18 protein-coding genes and 1 tRNA gene are annotated in these 20808 nt (G+C 53.8%); 9 read left to right on the forward strand and 10 right to left on the reverse strand.

Going from position 1 to position 20808, the window contains the following annotated elements; genetic code table 11:
- Nucleotides 1-113: 113 nt before the first annotated feature.
- Both ABJI08_RS05390 and dddP read right to left on the reverse strand, forming a co-directional pair.
- Nucleotides 114-1331 (reverse strand): bifunctional alpha/beta hydrolase/OsmC family protein, encoded by a 1218-nt coding sequence (locus ABJI08_RS05390; protein WP_348400801.1) that lies wholly within the window; start codon nt 1329-1331, stop codon nt 114-116.
- Between the two features lie 109 nt (nt 1332-1440).
- Nucleotides 1441-2784 (reverse strand): dimethylsulfonioproprionate lyase DddP, encoded by a 1344-nt coding sequence (gene dddP / locus ABJI08_RS05395; RefSeq protein ID WP_348400802.1) that lies wholly within the window; start codon nt 2782-2784, stop codon nt 1441-1443.
- A gap of 195 nt (nt 2785-2979) precedes the next feature.
- On the opposite strand from dddP, the gene ABJI08_RS05400 reads away from it, so the two are divergent.
- Both ABJI08_RS05400 and ABJI08_RS05405 read left to right on the forward strand, forming a co-directional pair.
- Nucleotides 2980-3669 carry a DUF3445 domain-containing protein gene (locus tag ABJI08_RS05400; protein ID WP_348400803.1) on the forward strand — a complete coding sequence of 230 codons (690 nt, stop codon included), beginning with the start codon at nt 2980-2982 and terminating at the stop codon, nt 3667-3669.
- Nucleotides 3670-3756: 87 nt separating this feature from the next.
- Nucleotides 3757-4959: a class I SAM-dependent methyltransferase gene (locus ABJI08_RS05405; RefSeq protein ID WP_348400804.1), complete on the forward strand. Its 1203-nt coding sequence runs from the start codon at nt 3757-3759 to the stop codon at nt 4957-4959.
- 290 nt (nt 4960-5249) lie between these two features.
- On the opposite strand, the gene ABJI08_RS05410 is transcribed toward ABJI08_RS05405, so the two are convergent.
- Together ABJI08_RS05410 and ABJI08_RS05415 are read right to left on the reverse strand one after the other, a co-directional pair.
- A tRNA-Leu gene (locus tag ABJI08_RS05410) sits at nt 5250-5334 on the reverse strand.
- A gap of 56 nt (nt 5335-5390) precedes the next feature.
- Entirely contained in the window at nt 5391-7181 is a 1791-nt protein-coding gene (locus tag ABJI08_RS05415; protein ID WP_348400805.1) for an NAD(P)H-hydrate epimerase, read from the reverse strand.
- 171 nt (nt 7182-7352) lie between these two features.
- On the opposite strand from ABJI08_RS05415, the gene ABJI08_RS05420 reads away from it, so the two are divergent.
- The 3 genes from ABJI08_RS05420 (at nt 7353) to cysE (ending at nt 10411) form a co-directional block, all read left to right on the forward strand.
- Nucleotides 7353-7691, forward strand: a complete 339-nt coding sequence (locus ABJI08_RS05420; protein ID WP_093093975.1) for a P-II family nitrogen regulator — start codon at nt 7353-7355, stop codon at nt 7689-7691.
- A gap of 38 nt (nt 7692-7729) precedes the next feature.
- The gene (glnA, locus tag ABJI08_RS05425) at nt 7730-9136 is read left to right on the forward strand and encodes a type I glutamate--ammonia ligase (protein WP_348400806.1); all 1407 of its coding nucleotides are present in this window, start codon (nt 7730-7732) and stop codon (nt 9134-9136) included.
- A 471-nt stretch (nt 9137-9607) separates the two neighbouring features.
- Entirely contained in the window at nt 9608-10411 is an 804-nt protein-coding gene (gene cysE / locus ABJI08_RS05430) for a serine O-acetyltransferase (protein ID WP_348400807.1), read from the forward strand.
- Between the two features lie 51 nt (nt 10412-10462).
- Here the strand turns inward: cysE and ABJI08_RS05435 are convergent, their stop codons facing one another.
- The 6 genes from ABJI08_RS05435 to ABJI08_RS05460 form a co-directional block, all read right to left on the reverse strand.
- A complete protein-coding gene (locus tag ABJI08_RS05435) occupies nt 10463-11746 on the reverse strand; it encodes a pyruvate dehydrogenase complex dihydrolipoamide acetyltransferase (RefSeq protein WP_348400808.1) in 1284 nt (427 codons plus the stop codon).
- Nucleotides 11747-11759: 13 nt separating this feature from the next.
- On the reverse strand, nt 11760-13121 hold the full coding sequence (locus ABJI08_RS05440; RefSeq protein WP_348400809.1) for a pyruvate dehydrogenase complex E1 component subunit beta: 1362 nt from the start codon (nt 13119-13121) through the stop codon (nt 11760-11762).
- A gap of 24 nt (nt 13122-13145) precedes the next feature.
- The gene (gene pdhA, locus ABJI08_RS05445; RefSeq protein WP_348400810.1) at nt 13146-14135 is read right to left on the reverse strand and encodes a pyruvate dehydrogenase (acetyl-transferring) E1 component subunit alpha; all 990 of its coding nucleotides are present in this window, start codon (nt 14133-14135) and stop codon (nt 13146-13148) included.
- 119 nt (nt 14136-14254) lie between these two features.
- Entirely contained in the window at nt 14255-14557 is a 303-nt protein-coding gene (locus ABJI08_RS05450) for a septum formation initiator family protein (RefSeq protein ID WP_348400811.1), read from the reverse strand.
- A gap of 350 nt (nt 14558-14907) precedes the next feature.
- The gene (locus ABJI08_RS05455) at nt 14908-15801 is read right to left on the reverse strand and encodes a fructose bisphosphate aldolase (RefSeq protein WP_348400812.1); all 894 of its coding nucleotides are present in this window, start codon (nt 15799-15801) and stop codon (nt 14908-14910) included.
- 119 nt (nt 15802-15920) lie between these two features.
- Nucleotides 15921-17114: a phosphoglycerate kinase gene (locus tag ABJI08_RS05460; RefSeq protein ID WP_348400813.1), complete on the reverse strand. Its 1194-nt coding sequence runs from the start codon at nt 17112-17114 to the stop codon at nt 15921-15923.
- A 170-nt stretch (nt 17115-17284) separates the two neighbouring features.
- On the opposite strand from ABJI08_RS05460, the gene ABJI08_RS05465 reads away from it, so the two are divergent.
- The 4 genes from ABJI08_RS05465 to ABJI08_RS05480 all read left to right on the forward strand — a co-directional run bounded on the left by ABJI08_RS05465 (nt 17285) and on the right by ABJI08_RS05480 (nt 20789).
- Nucleotides 17285-17797 carry a peptidylprolyl isomerase gene (locus ABJI08_RS05465; RefSeq protein ID WP_348400814.1) on the forward strand — a complete coding sequence of 171 codons (513 nt, stop codon included), beginning with the start codon at nt 17285-17287 and terminating at the stop codon, nt 17795-17797.
- Entirely contained in the window at nt 17790-18338 is a 549-nt protein-coding gene (locus ABJI08_RS05470; RefSeq protein WP_348400899.1) for a peptidylprolyl isomerase, read from the forward strand. Before ABJI08_RS05465 ends, ABJI08_RS05470 begins: the two co-directional genes overlap by 8 nt.
- 147 nt (nt 18339-18485) lie before the next feature.
- Complete coding sequence (locus ABJI08_RS05475; protein ID WP_348400815.1) at nt 18486-19451, forward strand: DUF3179 domain-containing protein; 966 nt, start codon at nt 18486-18488, stop codon at nt 19449-19451.
- Nucleotides 19452-19808: 357 nt separating this feature from the next.
- Nucleotides 19809-20789 carry a Hint domain-containing protein gene (locus ABJI08_RS05480; RefSeq protein ID WP_348400816.1) on the forward strand — a complete coding sequence of 327 codons (981 nt, stop codon included), beginning with the start codon at nt 19809-19811 and terminating at the stop codon, nt 20787-20789.
- Nucleotides 20790-20808 lie beyond the last annotated feature (19 nt).

A 20808-nucleotide genomic window follows, 5' to 3' on the forward strand; every position in this document is an offset into this window, starting at 1 on the left:
ACCCGATTGAGCGCCCTCCAAACCGTCCGGTACACCCTATCGCGCCTGCACCACCAGTGCACCGTCCTTCGCCCAGTCCTTCACGACCGTCACGCCCATCACCACGTCGCTGATCAGACCGCCGCCAGCTCTGTGACAACAGTGCTGGCGCGCTCTAATGTCTGATGAACCGGGCATTTGTCGGCAATTTCCAAAAGTCTGGCCCGTTGTTCTTCGGAAAGCGGGCCACACAGGAAAAGCGTACGTTTGAATGTATCGACCTTTGACTGGCTTCCGGTTTCCGCGTCTCTGGCATGTACTTTGTCGTGGCTGACATCAACCCAGATATGTTCCAGCGGCCATCCTTTGCGTCGTGCATACATGCGCACTGTCATAGAAGTGCAGGCACCCAGACCAGCCGCAAGAAATCCATAGGGCGACATGCCCCGATTTGTGCCACCATAGGCAAGTGGTTCATCGGCAATGGCATGGTGCATCGGGCCCGCGTTTACGTCTTGCAGAAATCCGGCCGGATCAGCCTCAGACACGCGCACAATACCTTCTGGTGCACCGGGTGGGGGCGCGGGTAGTTTAAGATCAAGGTAGCTGCCAGCCCATGTCGCAATCACGCCGGCAGCATATTCCGCGTCTTCGGCGCGGGTGACCAAATGGTCGGCATGATCTAGCGTTACAAAGCTTTTTGGGTGCTTTGCGGCGGCGAATATTTCACCGGCGTTTTCAATACCAACAACATCGTCAGTTGGTGCATGCATCACCAACAGCGCGCGTTTCATACCCTTGATGGCAGTGCCTAATTTTGCAGAAGCCACATCGTCAACAAACGATTTTCGAATGGTAAACGGACGCCCGCCCAGTGTAACGTTAGCCTCGCCCTGCGCTTCAATCGTCGCAAGATCATCGCCAAAATTGTGGGTCACATGGCCAGGATCAAAAGGCGCTCCGATGGTGGCGACCGCTTTAACCGAAGCTATCTCGCCAGCGGCCCGTAAAACGGCCGCGCCGCCAAGGCTGTGACCAATCAACAGGCTGGGTGCTTTGCCCTCCTGGGACAGATGTTTGGCCGCAGCAATTAAGTCATCCACATTGGATGTGAACGTCGTGTTCGCGAATTCGCCCTGACTGTGCCCAAGGCCTGTAAAGTCAAATCTCAGAACTGCGATGCCCATTGCCGCGAGGCGTGCGGAAATGCGACGTGCTGCCGGGATATCTTTGGAACAGGTAAAGCAATGCGCAAATAAAGCGGTGGCAAGATGCGGGCCATCTGGTAAATCCAGCCGTCCGGAAAGCATTTCACCATTATGTCCCGGAAATTGCAGGCGTTCTGTAGGCATTGCGGAGTCCTCGTTTCATTTGAACGCTAACCTGCGCGTTCAAACGCATTCCGCCAAGTGGCATGTCAGGCTTCTCACGCCAAGGTGACTTAACGCGACCTCCGCGTCATCAGTTTTCACCCATCAGGGCCGGATCAAACGGGTATGTGGTGAGATTTTCGAAACCATCTTCTGTAATTAATACCTGATCCTCAAGTTTGATCGAAAAACTTCCGCCAACTTCGCCAACCAGCGCCTCGACACACAACACCATGCCGGGTTCCAGCGCATAATCAAAGGCACCGGGCACTGCTTTGTCGGAATAGGCCACAAGCGGCCATTCATCACACAATCCGACGCCATGCATCAGACATCCATATTTTTGCTGCCAGAACTTGTCGTCCAGTTTATGCGCGTTGGCCGTGAGTTCGGGTATGGTCACGCCCGGTTTCAGCATCTCCATATTTGTCATGATGTGTTCGTGGGCGTGTCGCATCGCATAGACCATGGCATTGGTTGGTTTCGCATCTCCGACCCACCATGTTCTGGAAATGTCGATGCAAATTCCATAAGATGAAATCAGATCAGTATCCAATCCGACAATTTCATTGTTTTGCACTATGCGCGGGCCGCATTCCTGAAACCAGGGGTTCGTGCGCTGACCGGATGTCAGCAAGCGGGTTTCAATCCATTCTCCACCTCGCCGGATATTTTCTGCGTGCAGCACTGCCCAGATGTCATCTTCAGATGTCTTGCCCAGAGGTACATTGTCGCGCATGAATCGCTCCATTTCGCCCACCGCCGTTTGACAAGCATGATTGGCGCACCGCATTGCCAGAATTTCATCCGGGCCTTTGACAGACCGCGACTTTTCGGTGACTTCTTCGCCCTCCAGTATTTCAAATCCCTGCGCTTCCAATGCGCGCAGGCCATGCACCATAATTTTGTCGACAGCGAGGCGGCAGTTGCCGGGAGAATGCTCCTGCAAAAGCGTTCGCACTTCGTTTGCAAAACTGTCGGCGGCGATGTCTACTTTGTCACCCCGGTCAAAATAGAACAGGTCTGCGCCGGATCGAGATTCGCGCACCAATGGGTTGAATTTGCTTAAGAAAGGCGCGTTCTTGTAGTCCCAGATAACCATATATCCATCCGCACACAAAAGAACTGCGCGAAATGGATTATGGGTATTCCACAGCTGCATGTTTGTACTGTCGGTGGCATAGCGGATATTCAGCGGGTCAAACATCAATAGACCGGCGTAATCGCGGTCAACGATGTGCTTTGTCAAGCGTTCCCATCGGAATTTGCGCATAGCTTGTAAGTCGGGCAGGACAAGACCAGCTTTTTGCCATTCCTGAAAGGCGAGATGGGTCGGTCCGATTTCAATGCGGTCGCTGTCATTTGGGGTATTGTCACCGAGTGTTGCGCCTCGTGATGGGTCAATCTTGCGGCTTTCCCGGTAATTTTCGCTCATCTCTGCCTCCCGTTGGATGATATTGACAGCTTGCGAGGCTAAAGCCCGCGGGTCGTGTCTGTTTACGACGCCGTTTTGTACTTTTTGGCTGTGCGGGTGGACCAGTTGAGGTAGTTTCATTTTATGAATTTGGTGCTGCAAAAAACAATTCCGTACGATCCGTTTCGCGAGGTCACTCTTCCCGGGATAACGCCCATGGATTTGGATGATTGGTTGATCGTAGATGATGCATATGCCGGTCAAATGGCCGTGCGTGAGCAGTTGCTCCGCCAAAATCGCGATCTGGTTTGCGCGTTGTCAGACCAGGCGCGTCCTGCAGCGGAAGAATTGCTTGAAAGGGTCGTGGCCAGTTTACGTGCCTCGGACGGCTTTGTTGTCAAAAGTGGAGTTGTGACCTGCCCGGACAGGCGGGTGGTTGCGTTGAACCGAGGCGACCCCTTGGTCACTATCGCCAAGCTCATCCAGGAAGATGTTTGTTTACTGCAACGCAAAGAAGATCAGCATGTTTTGACCGGTGCCGTTTTGTGCTTTCCCGCCAGCTGGAAACTCAGCGAAAAGATTGGCCGGCCCTTGGACGGGATTCATGCACCGGTTGACAGCTATGACGCCAATGTTGCGCGTCGAGTGCAACGGCTGTTCGATGGTGTCCGTGCAGAGTGCCCGTTGTGGCGCAAAAATGTGCTGTGGTATGATGATCCAGCCCTTTTTCAACCTCGGTCTCAAAGTGAAAGCCGGCAACCCGTAGGCTCCGGGGATGCGCCATACTTGCGATCAGAGCGCCAGAGCATTTTAAGGCTGCCACAAACCGACGCCGTTGTATTTTCCATTCACACATTTGTTCTGGCACGCGCAGACGCAGAGGCGGCGTTTGGACCTATTGCATAAAGCGCAGAAATTGTTGATTTTAATTTGAATAGTCTAAGCGGTACGTTCGATGTTTTGCATCGTTAGTTTCCGCATTTGAGGGCCCAGATGAGCATTACAGAACAGTACGACACATATCCCTATCCGACTCGGGACCCAAAAGACGAACGTAAACGGTTGGTTCAGGGCTCGCCTTCGTTGCCAATCGAGATTGATCACTATGTTTTTGGGGGAAAACGAAACTGGCGTGAACCCATCCGAATTCTTGTCGCGGGTGGCGGGACGGGGGACGCGCTTGTGCAGATGGCTCAGATACTGACGTCCGCCAAGCGCCCTTACGAGATCACGTATGTCGATTTGTCCGCCGCAGCCCGCGAAATAGCGGAGGCACGTATTGCAGAGCGTAACCTGAAAAACGTTACGTTTCATACAGGTAGCCTATTGGATGCGCCTGAGTATGGTGAATTTGACTACATCGATTGCTGTGGCGTGTTGCATCACTTACCAGATCCCGACGCGGGGTTTTCGGCGTTGTCAAAGGCCGTTTCGCCCCAAGGAGGCATGGGATTGATGGTGTATGCGCCATACGGTCGTTCGGGCGTCTATCCGCTGCAATCCGCATTTGGCGCGTTGTCCCGAGGGATGACGGCCAGGGATCGGCTACAGCTTGGCCGGACGTCTCTGCGCGCACTTCCTGACAACCATCCGTTCAAACGTAACAAGACGGTTGTCGATCACAAAAGCAGCGATGCAGAGTTTTATGATCTGTTACTGCATTCACAGGACCAGCCATACACAGTTGGTGAATTGACCGACGCGCTCAAACGGGCAGGGCTGAGATCGACTGGTTTCCTTCCTCAGGCTCAATACGATCTGGAACGTGTCTTGCCAGAGGCTGTGTCGCGCCCGGAAGGGTTGTCCGACATTGAGGCGATTGATGTCGCAGAAAAATTGCGCGGTACGATAAAAACGCATGTTGTTTATGCCGTCCCGGAGAAGCGGGCACTGAAACCCGTTGACGGCACGGACCTTTGGTCGGTTCCGCACTTGCGCAGTCTTGATGGGATGCGATTGTCCGGGCTTGTCGCCAAGCGGGGAAAGGTCATTGTCGATTTCCCAACCGAGACTGTGACGATCCCGATTGCGCGAGAAACAGCACCCTTGGTAGCGCTGATAGATGGGCGCACGCCGTTAAAAGTGATCAGGGAGAGGGCTGGTTTGGATGAATTCCTGTTCGGGACACTTTGGAAAAAGATACATGATGCTTTCGTGCCGTGGGATCAGTTGAATTATTCCAAGCTGTATGTCTGACCAGCAATCAGGATTAGAAAATGCTTTTTAAAGGCTCTCAGGCACGTCCACCGGGCTTGTCCGAACGAAAATGCAATGCCGCGCGAGGCCTGTTGCCTGCAAGGTTACTTATGAAAATGTGAAAACGCGTGCGAATGTGCATAACGACTGATTTCAAATCTTGTGCGGTATCGGTGCAATTAAGTGCACATCATCGGACTGTCACCATTTTGATGTCAGAAAAAAGAAAAGTGTTTCACAGGTTCTATGACCTTTCACCCAAAAGGCGAATAAAGGCTCTGATGAGAATTTGGTGCGGGTGAAGGGACTCGAACCCCCACGCCTCGCGGCGCCAGAACCTAAATCTGGTGCGTCTACCAATTCCGCCACACCCGCACTCGTTTGCGCGTCTTAGCAAAGCTAAAATCAGGATGCGAGGAGAAAATTTGCCCCTACAGGTTCAATCTTCGAAAAACAGCGGGCAATTGATCGGGCAGGTCTTCAGCGATCAGGCCGGGGCCAAATTCCAGCGCGCATTCCACATGCAACCATGCAGCTGTTTCTGCGGCTTGCGTCGGCGCAAAACCGCGCGCCAACAGGCCTGTGATAAACCCGGCCAAAACGTCACCGGACCCGGCAGTCGCCAGCCAGGGAGCTGCCCGCTCGTAATGCGCTGCATGTATGCTGCATTGGCCCGAGGGCTCAGCAATGATCGTGTCGGCACCCTTAAGCAGCACAACACAACCCGCTCGCTTGGCAGCATCACGTGCTGCGTCAACCTTTGAATAGGCTGGGCCGGATTGCGACGCGAGCGCGTCCTTCCACTGTTGTATGTCGGCCATGTACTGTTGAAGATTTGTTGGATCGTATTGAAGCGTATTCAGTACCGGAGGCTTCTTTGGCGAATTGAGTTTGTCGGCAAGGTCGGGGAACAATCTGGAGAACTCGCCCATGTGAGGTGTTAGAACACATTTCTCATGCAACATATCGAATAGCGCTTTGGGGTCGTCCTGATAGGCCGACAATGCACCCGCATCCAAAATCGTCGACCGCCCGGAATCCAAAGCTATCGGCACCAGAGCTTGTGCCAGCTTTAGCTCCATTCCCGGCCCAAGACATAACGCATTCAACCTATCGTCTTCAAGCACTCCGGTCAGAGCTTGCTGACCGTCGATACGAGCCAACATCAGTGCAGTAATCTGATTGGCCACTTCCATCTGCGCGTTAGGTGGACATCCAAGTGTGACCAGCCCAGCACCAATGCGCAAAGCGCCCCGAGCGGCCAGTCGCGCCGCACCTGTCTTGCCCGTACTACCAGTCAGGATCAACGCATGACCATGAGAAAATTTGTGAGCAGCGCCCTGTGATTTTGACAGCATGTCCCAGCGGTACATGTTCATGAATTGCCTGGTATCCGGGACCAACGGCTCTTTCGTTATCAAATTGACACGTGGCACACGTATGTTCCGACCTATCCCGCCCCTACGCATTGGTGCGGTGTCACGGCCTTTTTCATGGGAGGTACAGCGCCAATCTCTCAAGCCTATGTCCTTAACCACCAATTTATTGCAAACAGCCGGACCCTCGCCGATAAAGTGGCCAATTTTCGGGCTGTCAAATGCCACCGTCAATGATGCCGCCGCAGACGCACCCCGGTTGCTATATCCAGCCTCGGTTGCGCCACTTCCTAAGACACGGCCGCTGTCCAAGCACAAACCTGATGGTGCATCAATTGCGACTGTATAAGGGACGTAGTTATCACCATTTCGCCCGCACATGTGCGTGAGTACATTCCATGCCTCTCCATCAACTGGACGCGTCAAACCTGTGCCAAACAATGCATCGACATACAGATCAGCATATTTATGCCCATGCTCAGGATGTCGCTTTCGGAATGCCTTTTCCGTTAGCGTAGTAACCTGTCCTAGCTTTTCCCACCGATCGTAATTCACCTTTGCATCCGGCGGTAGTTGTTCCGCCTCTCCAAAGAGAAACAGCTGCACCTCCCAATCCCATTCCTTCAACAACCGCGCTACGACAAACCCGTCGCCACCATTGTTGCCGGGTCCACACAGGATGACTGCTCGATGAATGTTTTTGGCAAGCTCGGGCCACTCTTCAAAGACCGCTTCAACGACCCCGCGACCGGCGCGCTCCATTAACTCTAAACCAGTCACGTCACCTGACTTGATTGCGGCCAGTTCTATGGCGCGCATTTGGGCAGCAGTCAGGAGTTCGGTCATGTTGTCACCTCAAGCGATTCAATTCGGCTCTATTTTCATGCAAAGCGCCTAATTTTTAAGCAATCAGTTTGGAATACGCCGCCCTGTATGCCCCGCGTCACCATAGCCAATTGTTCCCCGCAAGCGAAAGTGATCTGAGCATTTCAGAATTCAGGTGAGGGGAATCTCAAGATGAAAAAGATCGAGGCAATCATCAAGCCGTTCAAACTTGATGAGGTCAAGGAAGCGCTTCAGGATTTTGGCATTCAGGGTCTGAGCGTGATTGAGGTTAAGGGTTTCGGACGCCAAAAAGGCCATACCGAACTTTATCGCGGCGCGGAATACGTCGTGGATTTCCTACCAAAAGTGAAAATTGAAGTTGTCCTGGACGACGATCAGGTAGACGGCGCCATTGAGGCCATCGTGGACGCCGCGAAAACCGACAAAATTGGCGACGGCAAAATTTTTGTAAGCCCCGTCGAGCAAGCCATTCGCATTCGCACCGGTGAATCCGGTCCGGACGCGCTGTAAACCCACACCTTTCCAAAGTAATCAGAAGGAAAATGAGAATGAGCGCAGACGCAGTTCTCCAGCTGATCAAAGACGAAGATGCGGCATATGTCGACATCCGCTTTACCGACACGCGCGGCAAGCTTCAGCACGTGACAGTAGACGTTGATCTTGTTGACGAAGACTTCCTCGAAGAAGGCTTCATGTTTGACGGTTCGTCCATTGCTGGCTGGAAATCGATCGAAAACTCCGACATGAAACTGATCCCCGACACAACGTCGGCTTATGTGGATCCGTTCTATGCCGAAAAGACCATCTGCATTCACTGCTCGATCGTCGAACCCGACACCGGTGAATCCTATGAGCGTGACCCACGTGGGACAGCTGAAAAAGCAGAAGCGTACCTGAAGTCTTCGGGTATCGGTGACGTGGCTTACATGGGTCCGGAAGCAGAATTCTTCCTGTTTGACGACGTGCGTTTTTCGAACACGATCAACAAAGTGTCCTACGAAGTCGACGCAATCGACGCATCCTGGAACACTGACACCGAATACGAAATGGGCAACACTGGCCACCGTCCGGGCGTCAAGGGCGGTTATTTCCCTGTGAATCCAACCGACGATGCGCAGGACCTGCGCTCTGAAATGCTTTCGACCATGAAACGTCTGGGCATGAAAACTGACAAACACCACCACGAAGTGGCGTCTTGTCAGCACGAGCTGGGCCTGATTTTTGACAGCCTGACCAAACAAGCGGACGAGCTGCAGAAATACAAGTACGTGATCCACAATGTGGCACAGTCCTACGGCAAGTCGGCAACATTCATGCCCAAGCCGATCTATGGTGACAACGGCACAGGCATGCACGTGAACATGTCGATCTGGAAAGACGGCAAGCCTCTGTTTGCTGGCGACAAATACGCCGATCTTTCTCAGGAAGCTCTGTACTTCATTGGCGGTATCCTGAAGCACGCGAAAACCCTGAACGCGTTCACCAACCCATCGACCAACAGCTACAAGCGTTTGATCCCGGGCTTTGAAGCCCCCGTTCTGCGCGCTTATTCGGCTCGTAACCGGTCGGGTTGTGTACGTATTCCCTGGACTGAGTCGCCTAAGGCTAAGCGCGTCGAAGCACGTTTCCCCGATCCTGCCGCGAACCCTTACCTGTGTTTCGCAGCTTTGTTGATGGCTGGCCTTGACGGCATCACCAACAAGATTGATCCGGGCGAAGCCATGGATAAGAACCTGTATGACCTGCCTGCCGAAGAACTGGCTGACATCCCGACTGTTTGTGGTTCGCTGCGCGAAGCCATGGAAGCTCTGGAAGCTGATCATGACTTCCTGCTGGCTGGCGACGTGTTCACCAAAGATCAGATCGACGGTTACATCGAACTGAAGATGGAAGAGATTGAGCTCTATGAGCACACTCCCCACCCAGTTGAGTTCGGCATGTACTACAGCTGCTAATCAGCTGACTATGCTTACAATTTCTGAAAGGGCGCCTGTCGGGCGCCCTTTTTTTGTGTCGAACTGTATGACGGGCTGAATACACTCGCTTCACATTTGTCTGTGGCCGAGCTGGCTGAATTTGACAAACAGTGACTCAGAGGCATTGCTTTCGCGCGCAACCGGTACGACCTCTCTCGGGTATGTAAACACGCACCACTAAGCAGCGCTTAAGGTACAAGTGAAATTTGCAGGCTGGTGGAGATTATGGCGCTCGACTCTTCTGCGACGTCGACAAGCCACACCGGCGACATTCAGAACGGATTTGGAGCGAACCTAAGGCGACACAGACGAGCACTTTGAGCGGTGCGCATAGAATGCGCGACAGATTCCCAATTGGGCATTCTGAATGCAAATCACTGCCATAACAGGTTTGAATTTGCCGTCGGAGTTCTATCTATAGTACTGTGGGGTGAGTTAGGAAGGATGACCATGGCTGAGACGCGCATAAAAGTGACAGAGCTTGATCCGGTTTGGCAGCGTATTACTGCGGAGGCTGAAGAGGCGGTTCGTGAAGAGCCGCTGATGGGCGGTCTGGTGCATGCTTGTGTGTTGCATCACAAGTCCATTGAGCGAGCTTTGAGCTATCGTTTTGCCGCGAAACTGGCATCCAATGAGATGTCGATGGTTGTTCTGCGAGAGATTGCGGATGAGGCATTCGCCTCGTGCCCGGAAATTATTGCGGCTGCCCGTGCTGACTTGATGGCCATATTTGAACGCGACCCGGCCTGCCACAGACTGCTTCAGCCAATTCTCTATTTCAAAGGATATCAAGCAGTTCAGGCCTATCGTGTTGGCCATTTGTTGTGGCAACAGGGGCGCTTTGATCTTGCCTATTTCATCCAGATGCGCACATCCGAGATTTTTGGAATCGACATTCATCCGGGTGCTGAAATTGGCAAAGGCATTATGATCGACCACGCCCATTCCATCGTAATCGGTGAAACGGCACGGGTTGGCGACAATGTGTCGATGCTGCATTCAGTAACGCTGGGCGGAACTGGAAAAGAAGAGGAAGATCGCCATCCCAAAATCGGGGACGGTGTTTTGATTGGTGCAGGCGCAAAAATCCTGGGCAATATCAAAGTTGGTCATTGCTCACGTATTGCGGCTGGCTCTGTCGTGCTTGAGGAAATTCCACCATGTAAAACGGTTGCCGGTGTGCCCGCGCGGATCGTTGGCGAGGCCGGGTGTGATCAGCCTTCAGTCAGTATGGATCAGCTGCTGGGTCACTGAGAGTTTTAATTTTAAACGCGCCGCAGACCCTGCGGCGCGTTTGCTTTCGAGTTACGCAAGCATCGCCATTGGATTTTCCAGATTGCTGACAATGTGTTTGAGAACCTCGGCACCCAAAGCACCATCAATCACCCGATGATCGACGGACAACGTAACAGACATTACGGTCGCAACTTCAAGCGTTCCATCCTTGTCGACAACAGGCTTTTTGACCCCGGCTCCGACTGCAAGAATTGCGCCATGTGGTGGATTGATCACGGCATCAAAATTGTCGATTCCGAACATGCCCAGATTTGAAATCGCAAAACTGCCGCCTTGATATTCATGCGGTGCAAGCTTGCGATCGCGTGCACGTGCCGCCAGATCCTTCATCTCGGCAGAAAGTGCTGAAAGCGACTTGGCCTCAGCATCCTGAATGACCGGCGTAAACAATCCGCCCTCGATCGCGACCGCAACCGCGACATCTGACGGTTTAAGCTTTAGAACGCGATCTCCGGCCCAAACTGCATTTGCATCTGGGACAGCTTGCAGTGCAAGCGCACACGCTTTGATAATGAAATCATTTACCGACAGCTTTACGCCCCGGGTTTCCAACTGTGCGTTGAGATCGGAGCGAAATTTCAACAACGCATCAAGCCGGATGTCGCGCCGTAGATAGAAATGCGGGATGGTCTGTTTGGCTTCTGTCAAACGCGCCGCAATGATCTTGCGCATGCCATCCAACGGGACTTCGATGTATTCGCGTCCTTCATACATACGCGCAACCGATGCCGCATCCGCGCTTTTCGGCATCGAAACTGGCGCAGCCGGAGCCGCTTTGGCCGCAGGTTCCGAAGCCGTTTTGGCACTTGGTTTGGCGTCTTCAACGTCGATCTTGATGATCCGTCCGCGCGGTCCGCTTCCCTTGATTTGAGAAAGGTCGATGCCTTTCTCTGCAGCAATGCGGCGCGCCAGAGGGGACGCAAAAAACCGTTCTCCACCAGATTGTTGAGGGGCTTGCACGTTTGCCGGAGGATTGCTTTCTGCAGGGGCGGCTGCCTGAGTGGCCTCTGCAGGGGCCGGAGATGCAACCGCGAAACTACCAACGTCTTCACCTTCTTCCAGAAGAACAGCGATGGCCGTATTGACTTTCACACCCTCGCTTCCTTCCGGAACCAACAATGGACCCATGACGCCTTCATCGACGGCCTCAAACTCCATGGTCGCCTTGTCGGTTTCGATCTCGGCAATTATGTCGCCGGATTGCACTTCATCGCCTTCTTTTACCAACCATTTCGCCAGCGTGCCTTCCTCCATAGTTGGGGAAAGGGCGGGCATGAGGATTTCAATAGCCATAGTCGGGTGCTCCTCAGCGATAGGTCACTTGTTTGACAGCAGCGATGACATCGTTTGTTGTCACAAGCGCCAATTTTTCAAGGTTAGCGGCATAGGGCATTGGCACGTCCTTGCCTGTACAGTTGATCACCGGCGCGTCAAGATAGTCAAAGGCGCGTTCCATGATCGTGGCCGACAGATGGTTGCCGATTGATCCCACTGGCCAGCCTTCTTCCACAGTGACACAACGGTTTGTTTTCATGACGGAATTTATCACCGTGTCATAATCGATCGGGCGCAACGTCCGCAGATCAATCACCTCGGCTCCAATGCCTTCCTCGGCCAGTTTATCCGCCGCTTCGAGGGCATATTGCATGCCAATGCCAAAGCTGACCAGCGTCACGTCAGATCCTTCACGCCAAACCTTGGCCTTACCAAATGGAATAGTGAAGTCGTCCACGGCAGGGACCTCAAATGACCGGCCATAAAGGATTTCGTTTTCCAAAAATATGACTGGGTTTGGATCGCGGATTGCGGTTTTCAGCAGGCCTTTTGCATCAGCGGCTGAATAGGGCATAACCACTTTCAGCCCCGGAATTTGAGAATACCAGGCCGCATAGTCCTGACTGTGTTGCGCACCAACGCGTGCAGCGGCACCGTTGGGTCCACGAAACACCATCGGAGCGCCCATTTGGCCGCCCGACATATACAGCGTTTTGGCCGCAGAGTTGATAATCTGATCAATAGCTTGCATGGCAAAGTTAAATGTCATGAACTCAACAATTGGCTTCAATCCACCAAATGCAGCACCAACCGCGATGCCGGTAAACCCATGTTCTGTAATGGGCGTATCGATTACGCGTTTTGATCCAAATTCATCCAACAACCCCTGGCTGATTTTGTAAGCACCCTGATACTCGGCGACTTCTTCGCCCATCAGATAGACGTGCTCATCCGAACGCATCTCTTCGGCCATCGCATCCCGAAGCGCTTCACGGACTGTTTGTTGTTTAAGGGGCGTGCCCTCGGGCCAGTCCGGTGTCAAATCCGCAGGTGCCGCAGCAGGGGCATTTGAAGGCTCTGACGCGGATGGCGCGGCCGCTTGGGCGGGCTGTGGCGTGGCCGTTGCTGCAGGGGCGGTTCCGGCTTCTTCGCCATCTTCCAAAAGTGTGGCTATCGCCGTGTTCACCAGTACGTTTTCCGTGCCTTCGGCCACCAAAATGTGCCCGATCACGCCGTCATCGACCGCCTCGAACTCCATGGTTGCCTTGTCGGTTTCAATTTCGGCGAGGATGTCGCCAGAACTGACGGTGTCGCCTTCTTTGACCAACCACTTGGCCAACGTGCCTTCTTCCATAGTTGGCGAGAGGGCGGGCATGAGAATTTCAATTGCCATCTTTTTTGTCTCCTGTCGCCTGCTTCAAGCGTAAATGTCGGTCCAGAGTTCTGCCGTGTCGGGCAGGGGGCTCTCGCGAGCAAAATCGGCGCTGGCATTCACCACAGCTTTGATTTCTTTGTCGATCACCTTGAGGTCTTCTTCGCTGACGTGTTTTCCATCCAGCAGCAAATGGCGCACATGCTCGATGGCATCGCGTTCTTCGCGCATTTTCTGGACCTCTTCACGTGTTCGGTATTTAGCCGGGTCTGACATGGAATGTCCGCGATACCGGTAGGTTTTGACTTCGAGAATGTAGGGACCTTTGCCCTTGCGGCAATGCGCTACTGCGCGCTCGCCAGCATCTTTTACAGCCAGCACATCCATACCGTCGACAGCTTCGCCTGGAATGCCAAACGCCTCGCCACGAGTGTGAATATCAGGGCTTGAGGTCGAGCGCTTCTGCGCCGTACCCATAGCGTACTGATTGTTTTCAATGACAAAAACGACAGGCAAGTCCCAAAGGGCCGCCATGTTGAACGTCTCGTAAACCTGACCCTGGTTGGCTGCGCCGTCACCGAAATAAGTGAATGTCACCCGGCCGTTTTCTTTATACTTATCGGCGAATGCCAGGCCCGCGCCAATTGGCACCTGGGCGCCGACGATGCCGTGCCCACCGTAAAAATGTTTCTCCTTGGAGAACATGTGCATTGAGCCGCCTTTGCCCTTGGAATAGCCACCCTCGCGACCCGTAAGTTCGGCCATGACGCCGTCTGGGTTCATGCCGCAGGCGAGCATGTGACCGTGATCGCGGTATGACGTGACACGCTTGTCGCCCTCCTCGGCGGCCGCCTCAAGCCCGACAACAACTGCTTCCTGACCGATGTAGAGATGGCAAAAACCACCGATAAGACCCATGCCGTAAAGCTGACCGGCCTTCTCCTCAAATCGTCGGATAAGCAGCATGTCGCGATAGTACTGTTTGAGTTCATCCCCTGAGACGTTGGTCTTTTTAGTGCTGCGCTTGGCCGCCATTCTATACTCTCCCGAACGCTGGATAGTTTAGCGTTAAACTATGTCGTCTGAAATCGTAACTCAGACGGGTTCAGGTTGCGAGCAGAAAAAAGCACAGCATTTCATAAGGATAGGAGAGATTAGCGGATTACGATCTCATCAGCGCGGATCATACCCAGCAAGTCGCGCACTTGTTGGTCGACCAGATCAAGGTCCAGAAACTCATCAGATAACCGATGGGTGAGGTTTTCCATGCGTGCCAATTCGTCTTGAATCAGGGCAAGCTCGGCTTCCAGCTTTTGCTTTTCAGAGTTAATCTCTACCCGTCGGAACAACCCGAAATCGCCTTGCACAGCAGCGAATGTGAAGTAGGACGCCAATGAAAACGCCAGCCCGAAAAACACGAGCGCTCCAATTGCGGGTCTGGATTTCTGCGTTGTCATACTGGCCTCATACGCCCTCTTTGCGGGGCGATTTGTGCCAGTATGACACAACCGGTTTGCTCTGTGAATCCCTTAAACCCGGGTAGGGTCAACTTAATGCGCGTACGTAGGACCGGGGCCAAAGGCATTGAGTGATACTTTTGATCGCCGGTTTCTACTGAAAGCAGGTTAATGATCTGGTTTCATTGAGTAATGGGGATCGGCAATGCGTCGGTATTACGTCGGTATTGGGACGGTTTCATTTCCCGCTTTGTCGCCTTAACGGATCGGATGCAACCCTCAGAGATTATCCACAAAAAAAGGGGCGCCGTTTAGGTGCCCCTTTCTCAAAATCACGAGGAACGTCGGAGTTAACCGGCGATCGATGCCTGATAGATGCTTTCGATAGAACCACCGATGGCGGCGTTGAATTCATCTTCGCTTTGCTGAGCGCTCAGACCTTCGGTCAGAGCGCGGCTGAAGCTGGCGATCATGCCTGTGTTCTGAGACAGACGGTTGTTGGCTTCATCCCGCGAGTAGCCGCCCGACAGTGCCACAACTTTCATCACACGTGGGTGCTGAATAACGGGCAGGTATTGATTGGCGGTTTCGGGCAGAGTGAGCTTGAGCATGACCTGCTGATCTTCGGGCAGGGCGTCCAGCTCGGCGGTCAAAGCGTCCAGCAACAATTCTTCGGCTGCGGCTTTGTCAGCAATTGTGATGTTCACCTCTGGTTCGATGATCGGGATCAGGCCGTGGCCAAGGATCTGTTTGCCGATTTCGAATTGCTGCGCAACGTTGGCTTTGATGCCGTCCGCGTTGGCGGCGTTGATTGTCGAGCGCATTTTGGTTCCAAACACACCTTTGGACACAGCACGTTCGAGCAGGGCATCCAGTTCGGGCATTGGCTTCATCAGTTGAACGCCGTTCTCTTCGTCTGCCAGACCTTTGTCGACTTTAAGGAAAGGTACAACGCCGCGCTTTTCCCACATAAATGTAGGGGTCGGGATGCCGTCGATGTCGCGGTCCATGGTCATTTCGAACAGAATGGCGCCAACCACCTTATCGCCGGTAAAAGCCGGGGCCTGTGCGATACGGGCGCGCATGCCGTGGATCAGGTCAAACATTTCTGCATCAGAGCTGTATGCATCTTCTTCGATGCCATAGAGGCGCAGGGCTTTGGGCGTGGAACCACCGCTTTGGTCGAGCGCGGCAACAAAGCCCTGTCCGGAGGAAATCTTATCGGCTTGAGATTGTTTTGACATATTGGGTCCCGCTAAAAAATTTTGATCGGTTCAGCCCGGAAAAGGGCTGTTGCTCCGCTTTTAGTTCAGCCAAGCGGAGCATGCAATTGTGATGGCGCTAACCATGCGCTGGATAGCTGTTATTGCTGGTTCAATGCGGCGACACCGGGCAATTCTTTGCCTTCCATCCATTCCAGAAAGGCACCACCAGCTGTTGAGATATAGCTGAAGTCGTTGCCAGCACCTGAAGCGTTCAGCGCGGCGACGGTATCACCGCCCCCGGCGACAGAGACAAGGTTGCCCGCTTTGGTCAACGCGGCCGCCTGGAGCGCGGCGGCATTGGTGGCCGCATCAAACGGTTCCAGTTCAAACGCGCCCAGCGGGCCATTCCAGATCAGGGTTTTGCAAGTCTCAAAGACTTTCGCAACAGTCGCGACGCTGGCAGGGCCGGCATCCAGGATCATGGCGTCAACCGGGCAGGCGTCGGCAGCAACAGTTTCGTTTTCGGCATGCGCCTTGAAGTCGCGCGCGACAACCACGTCAGTGGGCAGGACGATTTCGCAGCCAGCCGAACCCGCCTTGGTCAGGATCGCAGAAGCGGTGTCAGTCATGTCGTGTTCGGCCAGAGATTTGCCAACGTCGATGCCCTGGGCAGCGAGGAAGGTATTGGCCATACCGCCGCCGATCACCAGATAGTCGACTTTTTCCACGAGATTGCCCAGCAATTCGAGTTTGGTTGACACTTTGGCACCGCCCACAACCGCAACAACCGGGCGCTTGGGTTCGCCAAGCGCTCCTTCGAGTGCGGAAAGTTCGGCCTGCATCAGTCGACCGGCGCAGGATGGCAATGCGCGGGCCAGACCTTCGGTTGAGCTGTGGGCGCGGTGGGCTGCGGAAAACGCGTCGTTACAATAGATGTCGCCAAGTTCGGCCATTTCGGCGGCAAGGTCTGGATCATTTTTGGTTTCGCCCTTGTGGAAACGCGTGTTTTCCAAAAGCAGCACCTGACCGGGTTGCAGCGCGTCAACGGCGGCTTTGGCTGCGGGGCCTTTGCAATCGGCGGCGAAAACCACAGGTGCGCCAAAGGCGTTTTCCAGCGCGGGCGCGAGTTGTTGCAGGGACAAGGCATCGATGCGCTCTCCGCCCGGGCGGCCGAAATGGGCCAGCAGAATAGGCTTGCCGCCACCGTCAAGGATATCGCGCACGGTTGGAACAATGCGATCAATACGGGTCGCGTCGGTGACAACCCCATCTGAAACCGGCACGTTGATGTCGACACGTGTGAGCACGTTTTGACCAGCGAGGTCCATTTGATCGAGCGTTTTCCAGGCCATTGGCGGTCTCCTAAAATCAAAAGTTGCGCCTTACCTAGCGAAAAGTCCCGTCGGGTCAATCTTCAAAACCCCTGTATGAGCGGTGGATTGCGGCTTATCGGGCTGCATTCTATTGGCATTCCGGCTGTGGGTGATTAACTACGCGGCAAGATAGAAAACAGGAGTGCCCCATGGCCGAGATCAAAGACCCCGAAAACACCATTCTGATGGAACTGAAAGACGGCACCGTCAAAATCGAGCTGATGCCCGATATTGCGCCGGGTCACGTCGAGCGGATGAAAGAGCTGGCACGTGCCGGGCATTATGACAATGTGTGTTTCCATCGTGTGATTGACGGGTTCATGGCGCAAACCGGTGACGTGGCCAACGGCAACATGGAAAAAGATTTTAATCTGCGGTCGGCCGGAACCGGGGGCAGCGATCTGCCAAACCTGAAAGCCGAGTTCAGCCGTATCCCGCATGATCGTGGCACCATTGGCGCAGCGCGCAGCCAGATGCCCGACAGCGCGAATTCGCAATTCTTCATCAACTTCAGCGACAACCATTTCCTGAATGGTCAGTACACGGTTTATGGCCGTGTGATTGAGGGCATGGATCTTGTTGATGCGGTTGTTCGCGGCGAGCCGCCTGCGAACCCGGACCGGATGATCAGCGTAAAGGTGGCGTTTGATGTCGATGCTTAAGCTGGCGCTTGGATTTGCCCTGGCTGGCGCGCCCGCGCTGGCCACGGAATTGCAGATCGAGATCGCGGGTGAAGGTGCCAATGGCGTTGTGACCATTGACCTTTACGAAGATGTGGCTGAGCTGCACGTCGAACGTATTGCAGCGCTGGCAGAGCAGGGCGCCTATAACGACGTTGTCTTTCACCGGGTGATTGACGGCTTTATGGCGCAGACGGGTGATGTTCAGTACGGCAAGTTGGGCGCAAACCTGAGTGGCGCCGGTCGCGGTGGTTCGGACCTGCCGGATCTGCCTGCTGAGTTTTCTTCACTGCGGTTTGAGCGCGGCGTTGTCGGCATGGCACGCTCGCAGAACCCAAACTCGGCCAATTCGCAATTTTTCATCATGTTCCAGGACGGTGATTTCCTGAACGGTCAATACACCGTTGTTGGTAAAGTGACCGACGGTATGGATGTTGTGGACGCGATCAAGCTGGGCACAGGACAGAATGGTTCTGTTGTTGGTCAGCCTGATGTGATGAAGAAAGTCACTGTTAAACAATAAGATAGAGTGCTTTTGCACGAACCGGGCCCAATGTAATTTGGGCCCGGTTTTTTTATGCGTTACGGATTACCTGACAGGGTTGTGAACAGGATTGGTTTCAGGAATGTGCGGTTCCGGCGCACACTGTGGAAACCGGAGGATCACACTATGTTCAAAGCCATTGCCAGCGCGCTGTTGATTGCTGTTGCGGCACCTGCTGCTGCAAATCCTGATTTCTGGAAACATGAATGGCCTGATACGGATTTCAGCAGGACAACGGTTGATAACTGGGTTGAGATCCTGTCAGGCGGGCCACCTAAGGATGGCATCCCAGCGCTGAGTGATCCTCAGTTTATCCGGGTGGCAAACGAAAAAGACATCATGGTGACCGAACCCGTGGTGACGGTTGAGATCAAGGGCGCCGAGCCGCGCGCCTATCCGATCCGATATCTGACATGGCATGAAATTGTGAATGACCGCGTGGGTGGCGTTCCAATTGCAGTCACGTTTTGCCCCTTGTGCAATTCAGCAATTACGTTTGACCGGCGGGTGAAGGGTAAAGTTTTGACCTTTGGCGTGTCGGGCAAGCTGCGCAATTCGGATATGGTCATGTATGACCGGGAAACCCAAAGCTGGTGGCAGCAGGCCATTGGTACCGGCATCGTGGGTGAAATGTCCGGGGTCAAACTAGCGGCCATGCCAACCTGGATGGAAAGTTGGGGACAATTCAAGGCCCGCCACCCGAACGGGCTGGTGATGGCAGAGCCTGCGCATGCGCGCCGCTATGGCAGCAATCCCTATGTGCGATACGACAGTTCAGCGCGCCCTTTCCTGTATAGCGGTGAAGTTCCGCCACATAGTATCCCGGCGCTGGCGCGCGTCGTGCGAGTGGGCGACCGGGCCTGGCCGCTTGAACGGTTGGCCAAGGCGGGCGTGGTTGAAGAGGCGGGTGTGACGATCAGCTGGCAGGCGGGCCAGTCGTCGGCATTGGATGACGAAACCATCGGGCGAGGGCGCGACGTTGGGACAATCCGGGTGCGCGACAAAAAAGGGCAGGATGTGCCACATGATGTCATGTTTGCATTTGCCTATCATGCATTCTGGCCAGATGGGCAGTGGATGCTGGGACGGTAGGCTGCTCACAGGTAGAGCATTTGGTTTCGGTGTTATCGGTAAGGTATTGCAAATAAACATTTTAAGTTGAAAATACTGACCTGACTGACTTCGCTAACAAGGATCCAGTTTTGGTCGGTTTTTCGGGCCACTATGTAGAACTGGCACCACCTCTGTTTTCTTAACTCTGTTTTCACAATAGTGACGCAACTGTGTTCTGATCCGCTTGGGATGCGGGAAATCTGTGTGTGATGACATTTTGTGGCCATCAACTATCACCAAATCGGCCACGGCATTGCCTAGTGTGGCCCAATTTATGCGGCAGTTTGAACATGTCGGGCAATAGTGGCCTGAGTTTTTGAGTGTTCAGGGCATATTATGGCAATCGAGACAGTACAGGTTTATCGAATAACGAGCGGGGACAGCACGTATCCGCATTTCGGAAATTTTGGAATTTCTGACGCCGGTCAGATTTCGATTGATGATTCCAACGGATTTCGTGACGGTGAATTCGGCGACTTTACGCATACTGGCGGATCAGACGTGCCCGATCAGGATGTTGTCAGTTCGACAGTGACAGGTATCAGCAACGGCGACCTGATGGATTTGCGGTATAAATATACCGTTACCGGGTCAGATGGGTCCAGCGGTACAGTATATTTTCTGGCCTCGAACGGTCAGGCAAATTACGGACCTTTGATCGTATCCGATTTCCCGCTTGACCCAGCGGTGACGTATACGTTCGGCACATTTAACACTGACGGCGCAGTGGATTATGATGATCTGGTTGTGTGTTTTACCGCCGGTACGCTGATCGTTACTGACAAAGGGCAATTCCCGATTGAGACATTACGAGAGGGCGATTTTGTTCTGACCCGTGACAATGGATTTCAACCGCTGCGTTGGATCGGCACCAGAACCGTGAAGCCCAATGCCAAGACAGCGCCCATATTGTTGGCGGGGGGGACACTTGGCAATCACGCGGATCTGATCATTTCACCAAATCACCGCATGATGGTACGGCCGCCCAGTTCTGAGATGTTCTTTCAGGAACCCGAAGTTTTGGTCACGGCGAAAGGGTTGATCGGGATGCAGGGCGTGACCCGATTGGACGTCGAACAAGTCACTTATGTGCATATATTGTTTGATCGCCACGAATTGGTGTTTGCCAACGGTGCCCCAAGCGAGAGTTTTCTTCCCGGACCGCAAGCGATGAACGCGCTTGAAGCAGAAACACGTGACGAGGTGCTTCAGTTGTTTCCGGAACTTGATCAGGCTGACAATGCCTTGGCACAGGCTGCTCGGGTGTGTCTGAAACCTTACGAAGCCGAAATACTGCGGAAGTTGCTGGCGGCGTAGGACAAGTTCGCCGGATAAC

Source organism: Shimia sp. (genome assembly GCF_039969785.1).
GTDB lineage: Bacteria > Pseudomonadota > Alphaproteobacteria > Rhodobacterales > Rhodobacteraceae > Shimia.